The organism is Arcicella rosea (assembly GCF_014204325.1).
Classification (GTDB): Bacteria; Bacteroidota; Bacteroidia; order Cytophagales; family Spirosomataceae; genus Arcicella; species Arcicella rosea_A.
Genome location: NZ_JACHKT010000030.1, coordinates 39,751 through 57,371, shown reverse-complemented (window position 1 = coordinate 57,371; position 17,621 = coordinate 39,751). Strand labels below are relative to the sequence as shown.

General features: G+C 35.9%; 15 protein-coding genes. 8 read left to right on the top strand and 7 right to left on the bottom strand.

Going from position 1 to position 17,621, the window contains the following annotated elements:
* Positions 1–161 precede the first annotated feature (161 nt).
* The 3 genes from kduI to HNP25_RS17195 form a co-directional block, all read right to left on the bottom strand.
* Positions 162–992, bottom strand: a complete 831-nt coding sequence (gene kduI, locus HNP25_RS17205; protein WP_184136158.1) for a 5-dehydro-4-deoxy-D-glucuronate isomerase — start codon at positions 990–992, stop codon at positions 162–164.
* A gap of 173 nt (positions 993–1,165) precedes the next feature.
* Positions 1,166–1,762 (bottom strand): hypothetical protein, encoded by a 597-nt coding sequence (locus tag HNP25_RS17200; protein WP_184136156.1) that lies wholly within the window; start codon positions 1,760–1,762, stop codon positions 1,166–1,168.
* Positions 1,763–2,009: 247 nt separating this feature from the next.
* Positions 2,010–2,408 (bottom strand): hypothetical protein, encoded by a 399-nt coding sequence (locus HNP25_RS17195; RefSeq protein ID WP_184136154.1) that lies wholly within the window; start codon positions 2,406–2,408, stop codon positions 2,010–2,012.
* A gap of 594 nt (positions 2,409–3,002) precedes the next feature.
* Between HNP25_RS17195 and HNP25_RS17190 the strand changes: the two genes are divergently transcribed.
* The 4 genes from HNP25_RS17190 to HNP25_RS17175 all read left to right on the top strand — a co-directional run bounded on the left by HNP25_RS17190 (position 3,003) and on the right by HNP25_RS17175 (position 7,048).
* Entirely contained in the window at positions 3,003–3,677 is a 675-nt protein-coding gene (locus HNP25_RS17190; RefSeq protein WP_184136152.1) for a hypothetical protein, read from the top strand.
* 43 nt (positions 3,678–3,720) lie between these two features.
* The gene (locus HNP25_RS17185; protein ID WP_184136150.1) at positions 3,721–4,722 is read left to right on the top strand and encodes a hypothetical protein; all 1,002 of its coding nucleotides are present in this window, start codon (positions 3,721–3,723) and stop codon (positions 4,720–4,722) included.
* Between the two features lie 148 nt (positions 4,723–4,870).
* Positions 4,871–6,241 carry a DEAD/DEAH box helicase gene (locus HNP25_RS17180; RefSeq protein WP_184136148.1) on the top strand — a complete coding sequence of 457 codons (1,371 nt, stop codon included), beginning with the start codon at positions 4,871–4,873 and terminating at the stop codon, positions 6,239–6,241.
* A gap of 105 nt (positions 6,242–6,346) precedes the next feature.
* Entirely contained in the window at positions 6,347–7,048 is a 702-nt protein-coding gene (locus HNP25_RS17175) for a DNA alkylation repair protein (RefSeq protein ID WP_184136146.1), read from the top strand.
* Here the strand turns inward: HNP25_RS17175 and HNP25_RS17170 are convergent, their stop codons facing one another.
* The 4 genes from HNP25_RS17170 to nirB all read right to left on the bottom strand — a co-directional run bounded on the left by HNP25_RS17170 (position 7,049) and on the right by nirB (position 12,321).
* Complete coding sequence (locus HNP25_RS17170; RefSeq protein WP_184136145.1) at positions 7,049–7,693, bottom strand: response regulator transcription factor; 645 nt, start codon at positions 7,691–7,693, stop codon at positions 7,049–7,051.
* 111 nt (positions 7,694–7,804) lie between these two features.
* Positions 7,805–9,283, bottom strand: coding sequence for an ATP-binding protein (locus HNP25_RS17165; protein ID WP_184136143.1), 1,479 nt, complete (start codon positions 9,281–9,283; stop codon positions 7,805–7,807).
* Positions 9,284–9,445: 162 nt separating this feature from the next.
* Entirely contained in the window at positions 9,446–9,793 is a 348-nt protein-coding gene (gene nirD / locus HNP25_RS17160) for a nitrite reductase small subunit NirD (RefSeq protein WP_184136141.1), read from the bottom strand.
* A gap of 23 nt (positions 9,794–9,816) precedes the next feature.
* The gene (nirB, locus tag HNP25_RS17155; protein WP_184136139.1) at positions 9,817–12,321 is read right to left on the bottom strand and encodes a nitrite reductase large subunit NirB; all 2,505 of its coding nucleotides are present in this window, start codon (positions 12,319–12,321) and stop codon (positions 9,817–9,819) included.
* 397 nt (positions 12,322–12,718) lie between these two features.
* Here nirB and cobA point away from each other — a divergent pair, with 397 nt between their 5' ends.
* From cobA to ntrB, 4 genes are all read left to right on the top strand, one after another.
* Positions 12,719–13,486: a uroporphyrinogen-III C-methyltransferase gene (gene cobA, locus HNP25_RS17150; protein WP_184136137.1), complete on the top strand. Its 768-nt coding sequence runs from the start codon at positions 12,719–12,721 to the stop codon at positions 13,484–13,486.
* Between the two features lie 268 nt (positions 13,487–13,754).
* On the top strand, positions 13,755–15,374 hold the full coding sequence (locus tag HNP25_RS17145) for an alginate export family protein (protein WP_184136135.1): 1,620 nt from the start codon (positions 13,755–13,757) through the stop codon (positions 15,372–15,374).
* 183 nt (positions 15,375–15,557) lie between these two features.
* Entirely contained in the window at positions 15,558–16,763 is a 1,206-nt protein-coding gene (locus HNP25_RS17140; protein ID WP_184136133.1) for a CmpA/NrtA family ABC transporter substrate-binding protein, read from the top strand.
* A gap of 69 nt (positions 16,764–16,832) precedes the next feature.
* Positions 16,833–17,621, top strand: a complete 789-nt coding sequence (ntrB, locus tag HNP25_RS17135) for a nitrate ABC transporter permease (protein WP_184136131.1) — start codon at positions 16,833–16,835, stop codon at positions 17,619–17,621.

Genomic DNA, 17,621 nt, shown 5'->3' with positions numbered 1-17,621 from the left:
TCTTTCTTTCTTGGGAAAGATTTATGTGCTAATTGTAAAGCTTAATTTTCTTTTTGAAAGCGATTAGTATCTTGAAAATGCTTCCAAATAATAATAATCCACATAAATCAAAGACACATTAATTGCTGATGTTAGAGATTTTGTCCTTCAAAGTGTATTATTTATCGCAATTCAGCAATTTGAACAAAATCCATGTCTGTGAAATCTAAATTTTCGCCAGCCATTGCCCAAATAAAAGAGTAATTTGAAGTACCAGCACCAGAGTGAATAGACCAAGGTGGCGATAAAATAGCTTGATGATTTGCAACAACTAAATGACGAGTTTCCTGTGGTTGACCCATTAAATGGAATACTCTATGTTCTGGATTCAAATCAAAATATAAGTAAGCCTCCATTCGTCTATCATGAACGTGTGCTGGCATTGTATTCCAAACGCTACCATTTTTCAAAACGGTTAAACCCATTACTACTTGGCAGCTCTGAATACCTCCTAAATGAATATATTTATAGATAGTTCTTTCATTGGCTGTTTCTACTGTACCTAACGAAACGGGCGAAGCCTCTTCTTTTCCCATTTTTTGAGTAGGAAATTTTTGATGAGCAGGAGCTGATAACAAGAAAAACTGTGCAGGATTGTCAGCATCATTACTTTTGAAAATGACCGATTTCACTCCTTTACCGATATAAAGAGCATCTAGTTTTGATAATTCGTAGTTTACTCCATCAGCTTCAATCGAACCATTTCCACCCACGTTGATGATACCGATTTCTCGTCTTTCTAAAAAATAATCCGATTTCAGATTATCATAAGTCTGTAAAGTAAGTTCATCCATGGTTGGCAGTGCTCCGCCTAACACTACTCTGTCGTAATGAGTATATACAAAATGTATCTCATTCGATTTAAAAATACTTTCAATCAAGAAGTTTTCTCTTAATTGTGCAGTGGTAAAGGTCTGAGCCTCTTTTTCACTAATTGCTTGATAGATTTTCATAAAAATAAAATAGACTCAATGTTGAATATTATGTAAACCTAAAGAGTCGAACTTTTTAGATTTATACTGTTTAATAAGCATTATATTTCAAAATAATATAAAATAAAACCCCCAAGAATAAGTAGTTGATTTCCTTATCCTTGGGGGGGTATCTGAAATATTATTGGTCTTGATTACCAATCTCTTCCACGATGATGAGCGTGTCCACGTCCAAAAATCGGAACAGTAACAACAATCACTGGGCGAGAAGGTCTTCTTGCTCCTCTATAAACTACTCTTTCTTGATAGCGATTACGAATATCATAAGGATTGCGTGGGTCTAAAGGATAATATCTACTTGCCCAAACTCTTCTGCTATCACAAAAATCAAAAGGGTCAACATTGCTGCGGAAATCAAATTCGTTCCAACGACTATGGCGGTATGGGTCATAAACTGGACGTGGGTCAAATGGATTTCTTGGGTCGTAATTCGGGCTACGAGTATCGAATGGATTACGTCTGTCAAAATCATAATTTCCATAACGATTGTTATCACATCTTGCATAAACATCGTAATTATTATCATTACGATTATCATATCTATCATCGTTTCTATTATCTCTATAGTCTCTGTTATCTCTATCTCTGTCGGGATAGTTCTGTTGTTGCTGATAATCCCTATCACGGTTTTGAGAATCTCTACCTCTGTTAGAATAATTACGATCTTGAGCCATTGTAGTATTTGCCAATCCAACAGTGAAAATTAGCAAGCTAAATAATTTGATAGTCATGTTCTTTACGGTTTATTGTGATTACACCAGCTTAGTTTTATTTTACCATTTTGATGATATATTGATAAAACGCAATTATTTGATTGGCTATTTTAGGCTATCGTGTTAATGATATGTTAATGTTTTTTCGCCCTTAAATGCAAAAAAGCCGTGATGCGATATTTGCTCGCATCACGGCTTGAGAGATAAATTTTAATTTAAGATTTAGATATTAAAAAGGTTTAAACAAATTTGAGGTTAAACAAAATTAATTTAAAGAAATAAAACGGTCTTGATTAACAGGTTCAGGGTTTTTAGTACCAATGTTTACGTTTTTCACAATTTTGCTTTCGCCATCAGTGATTTCAAAGCTATATGCACCATCTTCCAACTCGCTCAAGTCAAATTTTCCATGATATTTCTGGCTATTTTTACCTACTCTTTCTTTGTGTAACACTTCCCCTTTTTCATTTTTCAATGAAATAAATAAGTTCTTACTCGTTGTTTTCTCAATCAATACGTTCATTTTCATGGTATTGATAGTTTGATACATGCCTACAGCAAATGATTTTTTGTTACTTGCTGGCTCATTTTTGTTAGTAGCACTTGCTACAAATGACATTACTGATAATACTGCAATTGCGAAAGATTTAATGAAAGTTTTCATTTTTTTAAGTTGTTTAGATTTTAAATTAATTTTTATTAGAAATAAAAGTTTAGAAATTACAATGGTTGATTTTTACTGATACTATTAGCATTTTTGTGCCATAAGCTATAAGTGTTTAATTTACAATTAGTTAAAAGTTTTTTTAGATTTAGAGGTGTTCGTTTTTATTACAGTTGTTGTTCGTTTTAGTACGTTTTCAATTTTTAGCGTATTTTTTGTTTCCTTGTTTTGATGAGTCAAAGTTATGGGTAAAAGCCAGTACCTTGCAATACAAAATACCATAATCGGTCGTTTATCTTTGTGAATGGTAAATGCTCTTGATATTCAACAGATTTTTGGTTTAAGCGGATGCTTTAAAGTTTATGAGTATTTTGACTTAGAAAAGAACTGTTTTTCTGAATCTCAGACATAAGATGCAAGCAACAATTATAATGTTGCACGTAAGAAAAAAAATTATCATAAATTTTTATGTGATTATCAAGCTACGCAACCACTCTTACTTCTACATAGATATTCCCCATAAAAGCGTATTAATATTGTAATAGGCTCAAATATGAAGTACAGTAATATTTTAATTCAAAATAAATTATTCAAATGGCAGCAGAAGAAAAAAGTATCGGAAGAAAATTATTGAGTTTCTTTATTACTGAAGAAACTGCTCATCCAACAAATACAGTTAATGCCGTTCCAGCTCCTCAAATAGTAAAAGAAGAGGCTGTTGTAATACCGAAATCTGTAGAAAATGGCGTAATGGATAAAAAGTTTATCGACCATTTTGTACAATTGCTTGAAAATTCTAATCTAAAAGGACCAGACTATTTTGAATACATGCAAGCCTTGAAAGGTTTGTCGGGTTTGGGACTTTCAGAGGAAAAACAATTTCAGGCAGCTTGGGCAAGTTTTAAAGCAATGGGCGGTATTACAGATGTACAAGTACTGACAAATACTGCAAACCAATACATTGGAATATTGGATGCCGACCGACAAGCTTTTTTGAAAGATGTAGAAGTGGCAATCAGCCAAAAAGTTGGTGGTTTGAAAAGTGAACTGAAAAAGACCGAAGACGAAAACGAAAATATCGCCAAACAAATCGTAGAATTGCAACGAAAAATGGAAGAAAATCAATCGAAAGTAAAAAAGTTGACTGGAGATATAGAAGAACAAAGTGGAAAAATTACTATTAATAAAAGTAATTACGAAGTGACACATCGTTATTTCGTTGAACAAATAAAAGGCGATATCGCAAAGATTGTTGCTTATTTGAAATAACATTATTCTAAATCAAACATTTAAAATTTAAACAACCAAAACAATGACAGATTTATCACAAATCGGAGGAAATCAACCGACAAAATCATTTTGGAGTAAGCCCGAAGGCATTACTTCATTATTCTTCTTGGCTGCAATTGGCGCTTTCGGCTTGTATTACTTTAATATCATTCTTGAATTTTTGATAAAAGTAACGTCAAATACGCTTTACCTTGGGGGGCTTTTGGCAATATTGGGTTTGTTTATTTTCCTAATTACCAGTAAAGATGTTCGTACAGCGGTTTTCTTTTTGTTTAAAATGCTGATGCGAAATATTACAGGTATCGTCGTTCAGCTCGACCCAATTGCGATTATGAAAATCTACATTTCTGATTTACGTGAAAAGCGTGAACAGATGTCGAAACAGATTGACATTTTAGCAGGACAATTAGTGAAACTGAATAAGAAAATTGGCGAAAACAACGAGAATATCAAAGCTAAATTCGGCGAAGCCAACAAAGCAAACAGCATGACTGATAAACCTGGCATGAAAGAAGCTGCTGCTTTGGCAAGTATCGAAGCCGCAGGTTTGCAAGAAATGAACGAGAAACTTTTACCATTACAACGCAACATGACAACCATTCTGGGTTTTATGGAAAAAGTACAGTCTTCAGCCGATTATATCATCAAGGAAACCGAAATTAAAGTAAAATTGAAAGAAGCTGAATACGAAATTGTAAAAAGTAGCTCGAATGCTTTGAAAACGGCAATCAGTATTTTCAAAGGAAATCCTGATAAAAAATTCTATTTCGATGAATCAATGGAATATATTCAAGATGATATGAGTAAGAAATTAGGCGAAATGAAACGTGCGATGGATTATTCAATGGATTTTATCAATTCAGTAGATATTCAAAATGGTATTTTGACCGACAAAGGGCAATCAATGTTGGATGCTTATAACAAAGGCGAATTCAGTTTGATTACTTTAGATGAGCCGTCAGATTCAAGTAAAAAAGCAATAAATCCTTCAAAAGACTCTTCTTATAAAGGATTATTAGATTAAAAATTCCTTCTCCAAATTGTAACTCAAAGTAAATCTTTGGGTTACAATTTCACATCTCACAAGTGATAAACTTTATTTTCGTACCTTTGTAAATGTTTTCAGGAAAAGCGATTTACCGCAATCCGAAGATAAATAACATTTATAAATTATGACTTTCGAAGATTTTCAACTCAATCGCCAATTATATAATGCCATCGAAGAAGCTGGCTATCAAGTACCTACGCCAATTCAAGAGCAAGCCATTCCATTAGTAATGGGCGGACATGATGTACTAGGAATTGCACAAACAGGTACAGGAAAAACCGCCGCTTATTTATTACCAATTTTGATGAAAGTAAAGTACGCACAAGGCAAAATGATGCGTGTTCTCATCCTCGCCCCTACTCGTGAATTGGTGATGCAAATAGATGAAACCGTAAAACAATTAGCAAAATATACAGACCTTCGTCATATTGCTTTATTTGGTGGTTTAGGCCCTAAAACACAAATAGAAGCCTTGCAAGCAGGTGTTGATATTGTGATTGCTACACCTGGAAGGTTTTTAGATTTGTACTTAAAAGGAGAAATTGGCGTAAAAGAATTAAAAACATTAGTACTCGACGAAGCCGATAAAATGATGGATATGGGCTTTATGCCACAGATTCGTAAGATTTTAGAAGTAATTCCTTCAAAGAAAAGACAAAACTTATTGTTTTCGGCAACTTTCCCGCCAAGAGTAGAAAACCTTTCGCATGAATTTCTGGAGTTTCCGCATAAAGTAGAAGTAAGTCCGCAAGCTACTACGGCGGATATGGTAAAGCAACGTTTGTTTGAAGTACCCAATTTCATGACCAAAATTAACCTTTTGGGAATGTTGATGCGTGACCACGAGACTTTTAACAGAACGATTATTTTTTGTAGAAGTAAAGAAATCGCCGACAATATTTTTAAATTTTTAGGAAGAAAAGTAGTAGGCGAAAACAAGATTCGGGTTATTCACGCCAATAAGGGGCAAAATACCAGAATTAATTCGATGGAAGATTTCAAAGAAGGAAATATTCAAGTATTAGTAGCGACTGATGTTGCCGCTCGTGGGATTGACATTCAAATGGTAAGTCACGTAATTAATTTTGACGTACCTTTGATTTACGAAGATTATGTTCATAGAATTGGTCGTACTGGTCGTGCCAACAACAAAGGCGAAGCCATTACTTTTATGACTGAAGCGGAGGAATATCACATCGGGAAGATTGAAAAAATCATCAAAATGCCTATTCCACGTGAGCCACTTCCAGAAGAATTGGAAGTACTGCAAACCCCATTTGTTGAAAAGCAAATCATGTTGCGTGAAATTGATGAACAGAAAAAACGTGAAGACCCAGATTTCAAAGGAGCTTTCCACGAGAAAAAAGACCATAAAGTAAAAGCCAAAGAAAAAGAAGTAAAAAACAAAAAATTGCATATTACTGCTGGTAAGGATGCTCGTAAAAAAACCTTTGGCAAAACAAAACGTGAAGACCCTAGAAGAGGAAGAAGATAAATTGAATTTAGCGTTTAGAATGTTGAATGAGGTTTTTTTAAATTTGAAAAACAAAGACAAATCCTCACTCAAAATTCCAAACTCCAAGCTCCGCATTTTACTATAATGTTAGCCAATCTCAAACAAGTACTCCTAAACCTCGCTAATCCTGAAAGAGCGATACAAACGGCTCGTTTTTTCAAAACAGGCGAAGGGCAATACGGCGAAGGCGATATTTTTATCGGCATTACCAATCCTGAAGTAAGAACTTTGGTAAAAGAGTTCTGGAAAGTAATTACACTTGCGGATATTCAGATTTTATTAGACGATAAAATACATGAATTTCGTTTTACGGGTTTGATGATTTTAGTAGAAAAATTCCAAAAAACTAAATCCGAAGAAGAAAGAAGCGAAATTGTGGATTTTTATTTGAGCAATGTCTCAAAAATCAACAATTGGGATTTAGTAGATTGTTCTTGCTACAAAATTTTGGGCGAGTTTTTATTGAATAAAGACAGACAAGTATTGTATGATTTAGCAGCAAGTAAACACTTGTGGTCTGAACGAATTGCCGTAGTTTCTACGATAGCTTTTATTCGGAAAGGTCAGTTTTTAGACTGCTTCAAACTTTCGGAGTATTTCCTTAATCATCCGCACGATTTGATGCACAAAGCGTGCGGATGGATGTTAAGAGAAATTGGTAAACGAGATGAGTTAGCGTTAGAAGAATTTTTAGAAGAAAATCTTTCAAAAATGCCCAGAACGATGATTCGTTATGCGATTGAAAAAATGGATGAAAAGAAACGTTTGTCGTATTTGAAACGCTAATTATCCAATTGCCATTTTTACTAAATCTGCGGTATTTTTTGCTTTTGTTTTCTTCATCATGTTCGCACGGTGGTTATCAACAGTACGAATACTCAAGAATAATTTATCAGCGATTTCTCGGCTGTTGTAGCCTTGCACGATATGTTCAAGGATTTGTTTTTCTTTTGGCGTGATTTTTTGGAAAATCGGTCTGCTCGTATCAGGCTGATTTCCAGAGTTTTTTGAAAGAAGTTCGTCAATAATTACTTCTGAAATTTCTGGTGGAAAATACTTTCTTCCTTCCGAAACCACATTAATGGCACGCATGAGTTCTTCTTTACCAGTATCTTTTAGCAAGTAACCACTTGCACCATTTTCAACGGAATTGATGATGTATTCACGGTTGTTGTGCATTGAAAAAATAAGAATGCGTACATCAGGATATTCTTCTGAAATAATTTTGGCTGCTTCTATGCCAGTCATTTTAGGCATTGTTAAATCCAAAATAACAACATTGGGCGACAACGCTTTTACTTTCTCGATGGCGTCTAAACCATCAGACGCTTCTCCGATTACTTTCACGCCTTCTTCGTCTTCCAAGAGCATTTTCATCCCTTTTCTGACAACGTCGTGATCATCTGCTAATAATACTGTAATTGGGTTCATAATTTTTGTTGATTATATACAGAGAGTAATTTTAAAATACTTATTACCAGCGTTTTATAATGCTTTTAATGTTGAATTTATCATTTTTTTTTAAGATATTCAACTTAAACGCTAGGATACTCGCTCAGTATTTTTTCTCCGCTTAGTAATTAGTTTGTTGTTGGTGGTTATTGGAATCGTCACTATAATGCTAGTTCCTTTTCCTATTTTTGATTGAATTTTGCAAGTACCATTTAATAATTCGGCTCTTGTTTGCATATTTTTTAAACCACTACCACCCAAAGATTTTCGGATAGTTGGTAAGTCGAAACCAATTCCATTATCAGCAATGGTTAATCGAATGGAACCCTCATTCTCTGCCATTTCTACTTTTATTTTTTCCGACTTTGAATATTTTACTGCATTATGAATCGCTTCTTGCGTGATTCTATAAAGACAAACTTCTACTCCTTCTGGTAATCGTTGAATTTTCTTTTCTTGAAATTCAATACTAATACCCGACATTTTGGTTACTTGTTCCGTCAAGATTCTGATGGCTGGCATTACGCCAAAATCGCTCAGCACAGATGGGGCTAAATTAAATGCCACAGTTCTAGTTGCTTCAATGGTTTCTTGAATCAGCTTTTGTAATTCATCAAACGATTTATCTTGTTTAGGATTGATGAATGAAAAGCTTTTTACTTTTTCGCCATGCAATCGTAAACCCGTCAACATTTGTCCGATTCCATCGTGTAATTCTCTGGCTAATCTTTTGCGTTCCATTTCTTGTCCTTCCATCAAGGAAGCAGAACGTACTTTTTCTTCGGCTAATTGTAATTTAAACTTCTCTTCTGTAGCTTGTACCAAAGCTTGTTGCGTTTTGAGAAGCGTTTCATTGGTTTGGAGTAATACACTTTCCGAATCTGTCAATTTTTTGATGACAAGTCGAATATAATTAGCAATCGGGCGGAAGATAACTATTCCTTCCAAAATAAGAATGCTGAATAAAACAAGGAATAAAAACAGCTCAATATTTTTGGTCAAATTAACCCTTGATCTTGATTCTAAATCATACTGGAAAACAATTTTGTTCATCATTTTCAGAAAAAGCCTTTCGTTGACCAATACTTGATGTAATGCAGCCTGCATCGTTTCGTCCTGATTTGCCAGAGGTTTATTGATGCGTTCACTGATTAATTTAGCGTTTGATAGAATAGTTCTGAAAATAGGGTCTATTTCTTTGAACATGCTATCAATTTTAGGACTATTTCTTACGGTATAAACCTTACCTTCTGTGGTTAAATTTTTATTTTTTAATCCTTCGTGGCTCTGCTTCCATAAAGCAATAATTTCTTTTAGATCTCCTGAATAATACTCCGCATCTGCCTGAAAAATATCTGGATGACATAACAGAATTGCCGTTTTTGAAAGCCTTTGGCTCAGCATTCTTTGTCGCCCGGCAATATTCACCACATGAGAATCATCAATCAACGAATTCAGAAATACTTGAATAATAATTTGTCCAGACATAGAAAGCAACGCCACCATCGTGAGGGCAATCACATAGAGGCGAGTAAGTCTGTTGAAAATTTGACTATCAAGTGGCTTCATAACTTGAAATATACCAAACTTTCGGAAAAAATCATTTATAGTTTTCAAGTAATTTGCTGATTATGAGATTGTTGAAAAAAAATCTTTAAAAAATTATGTAATGAGATTTTACAAATTGATAATTAGTAAAGTTTGTGAATATCAATTTGTAAAATCTTTTTGCTAGACTCCAACAAATACTTGTCCATTTTCAACCTTTACAGGATAGGTTTTGATGCTGTATTCATCGCCAGTTAAACATTCGCCAGATTTCAATGAGAACGTTTTTTTATGGAAAGGACAAGCAACTTTTGGTTCATTATCTGCACCAGTCGAGCCAATCATGCCTCTTGACAAAGCCATTTGTTGGCGATGCGGACATAAATTTTGAGTGGCGTACCATTCGCCTCTGCGAGTAAAATTATAGATGGCAATTTGCTCGTTTTCGATTAAGGCACAAGCTCCGCCGTTTTCTGGAATATCTTCAACACTGCACGCTACGTGCCAAGTGATGGTTTGTTCTGCTATCATTGTCGTAATTGTGATTGAGTGATTTACTTCCATTCTGCTGCTTTGACTTGCTCACGCATGGGTTCAAACTTGGCATAAGGGTCTTTCATTTTCGGAGCATTCACAAAGTGCGTGAAACGCTTGCGGAGTGCTGGATTGGTCACTACTTCTTTCCATTCGCATTTGTAGGTTTCTACCAAAAACTGCATTTCCTGCTCGAACTGGGCATTCATGCCAAGTGCATCGTCGATAATGACTGATTTTAAATAATTGATGCCACCTTCCATTTTATCTAACCATGGAGCTGTACGAGTAAGCGGTTCGGCAGTTTTGATATAAAACATCAAGAAACGGTCGATGTACTTCAAGCAAGTTGCTGAATCAATATCTGTCGCTAATAATTCAGCATGACGAGGTTTTACGCCTCCATTTCCGCAGACGTACAAATTCCAGCCTTTTTCAGTAGCAATAATTCCGAAATCTTTTGATTGAGCTTCGGCACATTCACGAGTACAGCCCGAAACCGCAGATTTTAATTTGTGCGGAGAACGCAAACCACGGTAACGTTCTTCAACTTCGATAGAAAACGAAACGGCATCTTGTACTCCAAAACGGCACCAAGTAGAGCCTACGCAAGATTTTACGGTTCTTAAAGATTTTCCGTAAGCATGACCAGACTCGAAACCTGCGTTAACTAATTCTTCCCAAATATCTGGTAAGTCGCTAACGTGAGCCCCGAATAAATCAATTCTTTGTCCGCCTGTGATTTTTGTATAGAGATTATATTTTAGAGCAACCTGTCCGATAACAATGAGTTTTTCAGGCGTAATTTCTCCGCCAGGAATTCTTGGAACAACCGAATAAGTACCATTTTTTTGGATATTTGCCAAAAAACGGTCGTTAGAATCTTGAACGGTAGCATTTTTTTCCAAAATCATTTCATTCCATAAACTGGCAATGATAGACGCTACCGCAGGTTTACAAACTTCGCAACCATCTCCCTTTCCTAAATTGTCCAGAACGTCGTCATAAGTTTTGAAGCCTTTGATTTTCACCAAATCAAATAATTCCTGACGAGTATAATCGAAGTGCTCGCAAAGAATATTTCTTACAAAAACGCCTTGCGATTTCATCGTTTCATTAATCAAATCTTTCACCATTGGCACACAACCGCCACAACCTGTACCCGCTTTTGTGCATTTTTTGATGCCATCAAGCGTAGTTACTTTATTTTCGATGATTTCATGGCAAATATTTCCTTTGGTTACTGCTTCGCATGAACAAATTAAAGCTTCATCTGGCAAAGCCATTACGCCCGAACTTGCCTGTTCTGCACCTCCTCTTGAACCCAACATCAAATCTTCTGGGTCGGCAGGTAAAAGCGTTTTGTTTTTTGTGTTCTGCAAAAGCATATTATATTGCTCTGCATCGCCTACCAAAACACCACCTAATAAATACTTGCCATCGTTTGAAATATTAATGCGTTTATAAATTCCTTTTGCCGTATTTTCAAATACAATCGTTTGAGCATTGGGTTCTTGAATAAAAGCATCCCCGAAACTGGCTACGTCGATACCGATTAATTTTAATTTAGTGGACATATCAAAAGGCTTGAATTCCTTTTCTCCACCAACGATTGAAGTAGCAACTACTTCTGCCATTTCATAGCCAGGAGCTACCAAACCATAAATCATCTGATGAGCCAAAGCACATTCACCAATCGCAAAAATGTTGGGGTCAGAAGTTTGAAGTTTATCGTTTACAATAATTCCGCCACGAGTACCCACTTCCAAGCCTGCAATTTTAGCTACTTCGTCACGTGGTTTAATACCTGCCGAAATCACCAACATATCAACCTCAAGGACTGAGCCATCAGCAAATTTCATACTTTCGATTACGCCATTTCCAGTGATTTCTTGAGTATTTTTACTTAAATGAATTTGTAATCCTAAGCCTTCTAATTTCGATTGAAGTGTTTTTGAACCTGCTTCATCAATTTGTCTGGGCATTAATCTCGGAGCAAATTCGATAACGTGCGTTTCTTCTAATCCTAAATCTAATAAAGCTTTTGCCGCTTCTAAGCCCAATAAACCACCACCAATTACGGCTCCTTTTTTAGCTTTTTTGGCGTGCGACTGCATCAAATCTAAATCTTCGATGGTTCTATATACAAATACTCCATCTTTTTCAACACCCGGAATCGGCGGAACAAAAGCGGCTGAACCTGTGGCTAATACCAAATAATCGTAATTTTCTACGATTCCATGGTGCGAACGCACCATTTTTTCCTCTCTGTTGATGTCAACCACTGGGTCGGAAAGATAAAGAGTAATGCCATTTTCTTTGTACCAACTACTTGGTGCCATCGTCAGGTCTTCTGCGGTTTTTCCTGCGAAGTACTCCGACAAATGTACTCGGTCGTAAGCAGGGCGAGATTCTTCGCCAAATACGACCAAATCAAAACTTTTAGACACATCTTTTGAGATAAGTTTTTCACAAAACTTATAACCGACCATGCCGTTCCCCACTACGACAATTTTCTTTTTCATAAATGATACAAGATTACGATTAACATTTTTGATGATTAATACTTATACAGAATGTCTTAGTTTTTATTGACTTAATTGGTATTAAGTATTTATTATAAAATATGATAAGATGATTCTGTATTGAATGCTAAAATTGAGTATTTGTAACTATTTTTATAAAAAATATAACTATCAGATATTGTACTATAATTATAAACCTATTTTTGTATAAAAAACGTAAAAACACTTACTTTGCATTCAAATTTAAACCTATTTTTTATGATTTTGCAATTTTTTAATCAAAATAAATAAATTTTCAATCAAATATTTTGATTTTTAACAATTATGCCCCATGTTTGTATCGGAATTAAAACTAAGTATTTATTACCAAGTATCACAAAGTATAAAACACTAAAACATGAATATTCCAAGATTAACTTTAATTGGTGCTGGCCCAGGTGACATAGACTTGGTGACGATGAAAGGAATACGTGCTATAAAGTCGGCGGATGTAGTTTTATATGATGCACTTGCTAATGAAGAATTATTAGCGTTTGCCAAACCCAATGCTTTACGCATTTATGTAGGAAAACGCTTGGGGAAATATGTTTATACACAAGAAGAAATTAATCAGAAAATAGTAGCCTTAGCTTTAGAGTATGGTCATGTGGTAAGATTGAAAGGAGGCGACCCATTTGTATTTGGAAGAGGTTTTGAAGAAATCGAATACGCTCGAAATTTTAATATTGAATGTGAAGTAGTGTCGGGTGTAACTTCTGCGATTGCAGCACCAGCTTCGATAGGCATTCCAGTAACGACCAGAGGTTTTGCAGAAAGTTTTTGGGTGATTACGGGAACAACCAAAGCAGGAACGCTATCAAATGATATAGCTTTGGCGGCTCAGTCTTCAGCAACAGTCGTGATTTTGATGGGCATGAGTAAGTTGGCTCAAATTTGTGAAGTATTTTCTTCGCATGGAAAGAGCGAAACGCCAATGGCGGTGATTCAAAACGGCACTCGCAAAAATGTAAACTTTGCAATTGGAACAGTTTCTACGATGACTCAAACAGTAAAAGCACAGCAAATTTCAAATCCTGCTGTTATCGTTATCGGTGAAGTAGTGAGTTTACATCCTTCATTCATTGAAAAGTTTAGTGATGAAATGGCTTTAGGCGGTAGGCTATAAGCTTTAGGCACTTATTTGGGAGTGTATTCGTCTGATAGGAAAGTAATTGTTTTTCCTGCAATATCCATTGAAAATTCTATAATCAGCGTTTAGATTTTTTTCTTGGAAAAAGTTTTTTGAAATAATGAGCTAATAATTACGATGTGGCTATTATGCTGTTTTGAGGTTTCTATCTCATCACAAAAGAAAAACCCGAACGAGATGGGGGTCTCGGTTCGGGCGAAATTGCGTAAACTCTGTTAAAAATTTCACAATCAATCACAAAAGTATGAAAAAAAATTACATTTCTAAACTTGCTCTGGGCTTATTGTTGGGTATTTCTACCCAATTTTCAGGAAATGCCCAATTCACATTACAAGGACAAATGAGAACTCGTACTGAGGTACGAAACGGTTTGGGGAATTTAGTGCCAAATGATGCTAAATCAGCGGCTTTTACTTCTCAAAGAACAAGATTAAATTTTGGTTATAAATGGGATAGAGTAACTTTTGGTGCGGCTATTCAAGATGTGCGTGTTTGGGGACAAGATGCTTCTTCTATTTCAAATGCCGACGGAGCGAAATTGATGCTTCACGAGGGTTGGGCAGAAGTAACTTTGGCTAATAAAGCTGATACAACAATTAAATTCAAGGCGATTGATTTATTAAGTATCAAAATTGGTCGTCAAGAATTGATTTATGATGATGTTCGTTTAATCGGTAATCTTGATTGGTTACAACAAGCTCGCCGTCATGATATGGTGCTTTTAAAAGGTGTGCATCATGGTTGGCAGTTTGATATTGGTTTGGCTTATAACCAAAACTCAGATGCTTTCGGAATCACAAATACAAGTTATGTACCTGCCAATTTAAGTCCAACGACAAGAACTTCAACAGGTGTTTTAGTGCCAACACCAGCAGGAATAATTCCTTTAACAGTTGGCGGAGGAATCGGAGCGAACTCAGTAAAAACAGGCGGTGCTTTGGCATGGATAAATCCTCCATCGACCAATGGTGCTTCTCAAGATTATAAATCATTCAAAAGTGTTTATATCAGTAGAAAATTCAACCAGACAAAATTCTCGGGATTGTTCTTTCAAGATGATTTCAGTGCTTATCGTTTAGACTCTGTCGGTAATGCTTCAACAGGTTACGTGTATGGTAGAAGGTTCGTAGCTTCAAGTGCAGCAGATGCTTTCGATTATAACCAATCTCGCAGTCGTACAACGTATGGATTAATGATAAATCATACGATAGGTAATGCTTCAGGTTTTGGAAAAATCGCTTTACAAGGAGCGTATTACGGACAAACTGGTAAAGACCGTGAAGGCAACGATATGGATGCTTATCACTATACTTTGGCGGCAACTTACCAAAAAAGTAGATGGGCATTTACTTTAGGTTATGATGTACTTTCTGGCAATGACGGTTCGAGTGCTACTAATAATTATAAAGGTTCTTCGGGAAAAAATAATCGTTTTGACCCACTTTATGGAACACCACACAAACACTGGGGATATATGGACTACTTTTATGTAGGAACAAATTCACCAGCGGGCGGATTGAATAATGGTTACTTCAAAGCAAAATATACCACAAACGTATTAACGCTCGGTGCTGATTTCCACACATTTGCTTTAAATAAAGCAACAACGAGAGGCGATGGAACATTGGTAGGTAAAGATTTGGGCAATGAAATTGATTTCACATTAAATTATAATATGAACAAATTCACCAATCTGGAACTGGGTTATTCTGTAATGATGGCAACCGCCAATATGCCTTTTGCAAAAGGACAAGCCACTACCGATGTTGCAGCCGCCAATTTTAATAAAACAGGAACTTGGTTTTATGCAATGATTAATATTCGTCCAGATTTCTTTTATACAAAACCAGTAGCGATAAAATAATTTAGTGATTGAGTGATTTAGTGAATGAGTGATTTGTAGTGTGTGAAGGTTTAGATCCTTTGACCTAATTAGTAGGTACTACTAAAACAATCACTAATTCACTCAATCACAACTCACTAAATAAAGATTCGTTTCGATGGGGGTCGAAACGGGAGTGTTTCTAAATACTTAAACAAAAATATTATGCAAACTCTGTTAAAAAAATCATTTACTGTACTGTGTTTATTGGTACTCTTTACGGCTGTATCAGCTTTTAGAAATAATCCGCCAAGAAAAATTAAATTAGGATTCATTCCACTTACCGACTGTGCTCCATTGGTGGCTGCAAAAGAATTAGGTCTTTTTGCCAAATATGGTGTTGATGTAGAACTTTCAAAAGAAGCCTCTTGGGCAAATATTCGTGATAAAGTATTAAATGGTGAATTAGACGGAGCTCATTGTTTGTTTTCGATGCCACTTTCTGTTTATACAGGCATTGGTGGAAAAGCAGGTTCAGAAATGAAAATTGCGATGGTTCTGAACAATAACGGTCAAGCCATTACGCTTTCAAAAGATTTCTGTGGCTTGGTTGGTTACAAAGAAATGGGTAAAGTAGCAGCCGCTATCAAAGACGTAAAAACTAGAAAAGAAGTAACTTTTGCCATGACTTTCCCCGGCGGAACGCATGACATTTGGTTGAGAAACTGGTTAGCAGCCGCAGGTGTAAATCAAAAATCTGTAGGTATTATCACGATTCCACCGCCACAAATGGTAGCCAATATGCGTGTGGATAACATGGAAGGTTTCAGCGTAGGCGAACCTTGGAATGGCGTAGCGGCTACTCAGAATGTTGGTTTTACACAAATTGCTTCACAAGATATTTGGCAGCATCACCCAGAAAAAGCTTTGGTAGTAAATTCAAAATTTGCGGCAGAGGAAAGAGAAAATTTGAAAAATGTAATGAAAGCTATTATCGAAGCTTGTAAATGGTTGGATAATATGAGTAATCGTAAAAAAGCGGCAAGCTGGCTTACAAAACCCTATTATGTAAATGCACCTTTACAAGTAATTGAAGCTCGTTTGTTGGGTTCAAGTGATTTAGGTTGTGATTTGGGCGTTCAGAAATACAAAGGTGATTACATGACTTTCTATAATAACGGTGTGGTGAATACTCCTCGTAAAGTTCACGCTATGTGGTTTTTGGCTCAGTATGTTCGTTTTGGATACTTGAAAGCCGAACCAAACTATAAAGCCATTACTGAAAAATTGATTCTTGATGATTTGTTTGCAGAAGTAGCCAAAGAAATGAGCGTTCCAGTTCAAGCGGATATGAAGCCTTTCAAAACTACTTATGACGTTGTTTTCGACCCAGCTAATATTGACGATTACTTAAAGGCAACTAAAAAATAAAGTTTGTCAGCGATTTTCGGTTAATATTTTCTAAGTATTAACCGAAAATTGATAACAAACACCAAGATTATGAAATCTATTTCAATCAAAGAAATCGCCACCAATGTTGCTTATTTTTTAGCCAGCATGGCAATCCTGCTTGGTTTGTGGCAGCTAATTTCAGTCATCACAAAAGCCGAAATTCCTAATCCAGCTTCTACTTGGATTGTTTTTAAAGAACTTATTGCAGATCCATTTTATGATTATGGCCCCAACGACAAAGGAATCGGTATTCAATTATTCAGTTCATTAGGAAGAGTATCAACGGGTTTTGCTTTAGGAAGTTTAATCGCTATTCCGATGGGATTATTGATGGGTTCAACCAAAATTGGGATGAACTTATTAAATCCAATCGTACAAATCCTTCGTCCAGTTTCGCCTTTGGCTTGGTTTCCATTAGGTTTGTTGGCTTTCAAAGCTTCTGACGGAGCAACCATTTTTATCATCGCCATTACTTCTTTATGGCCAACCGTTATTAACACAGCCTTTGGCGTATCAAGTATTCCCGACGACCATAAAAATGTGGGCAAAGCTTTCGGTTTTTCTAAATGGAAGTATTTAACCAAAATCATGTTGCCTTTCGCACTTCCGCATATTATTACAGGTTTACGTTTGTCAATCGGTATTGCTTGGGTGGTAATTGTTGCAGGCGAGATGCTTTCGGGTGGTGTAGGTATCGGTTTTTTTGTGTGGGATAGCTGGAACGGTCTTTCTTTGGAAAGAATTTTAGTCGCTATTCTGATTATCGGAACAGTTGGTTTGTTGTTCGACAAAGCATTCAATGCTTTACAAAACGCTTTCACTTGGGAGAAAAAGTAA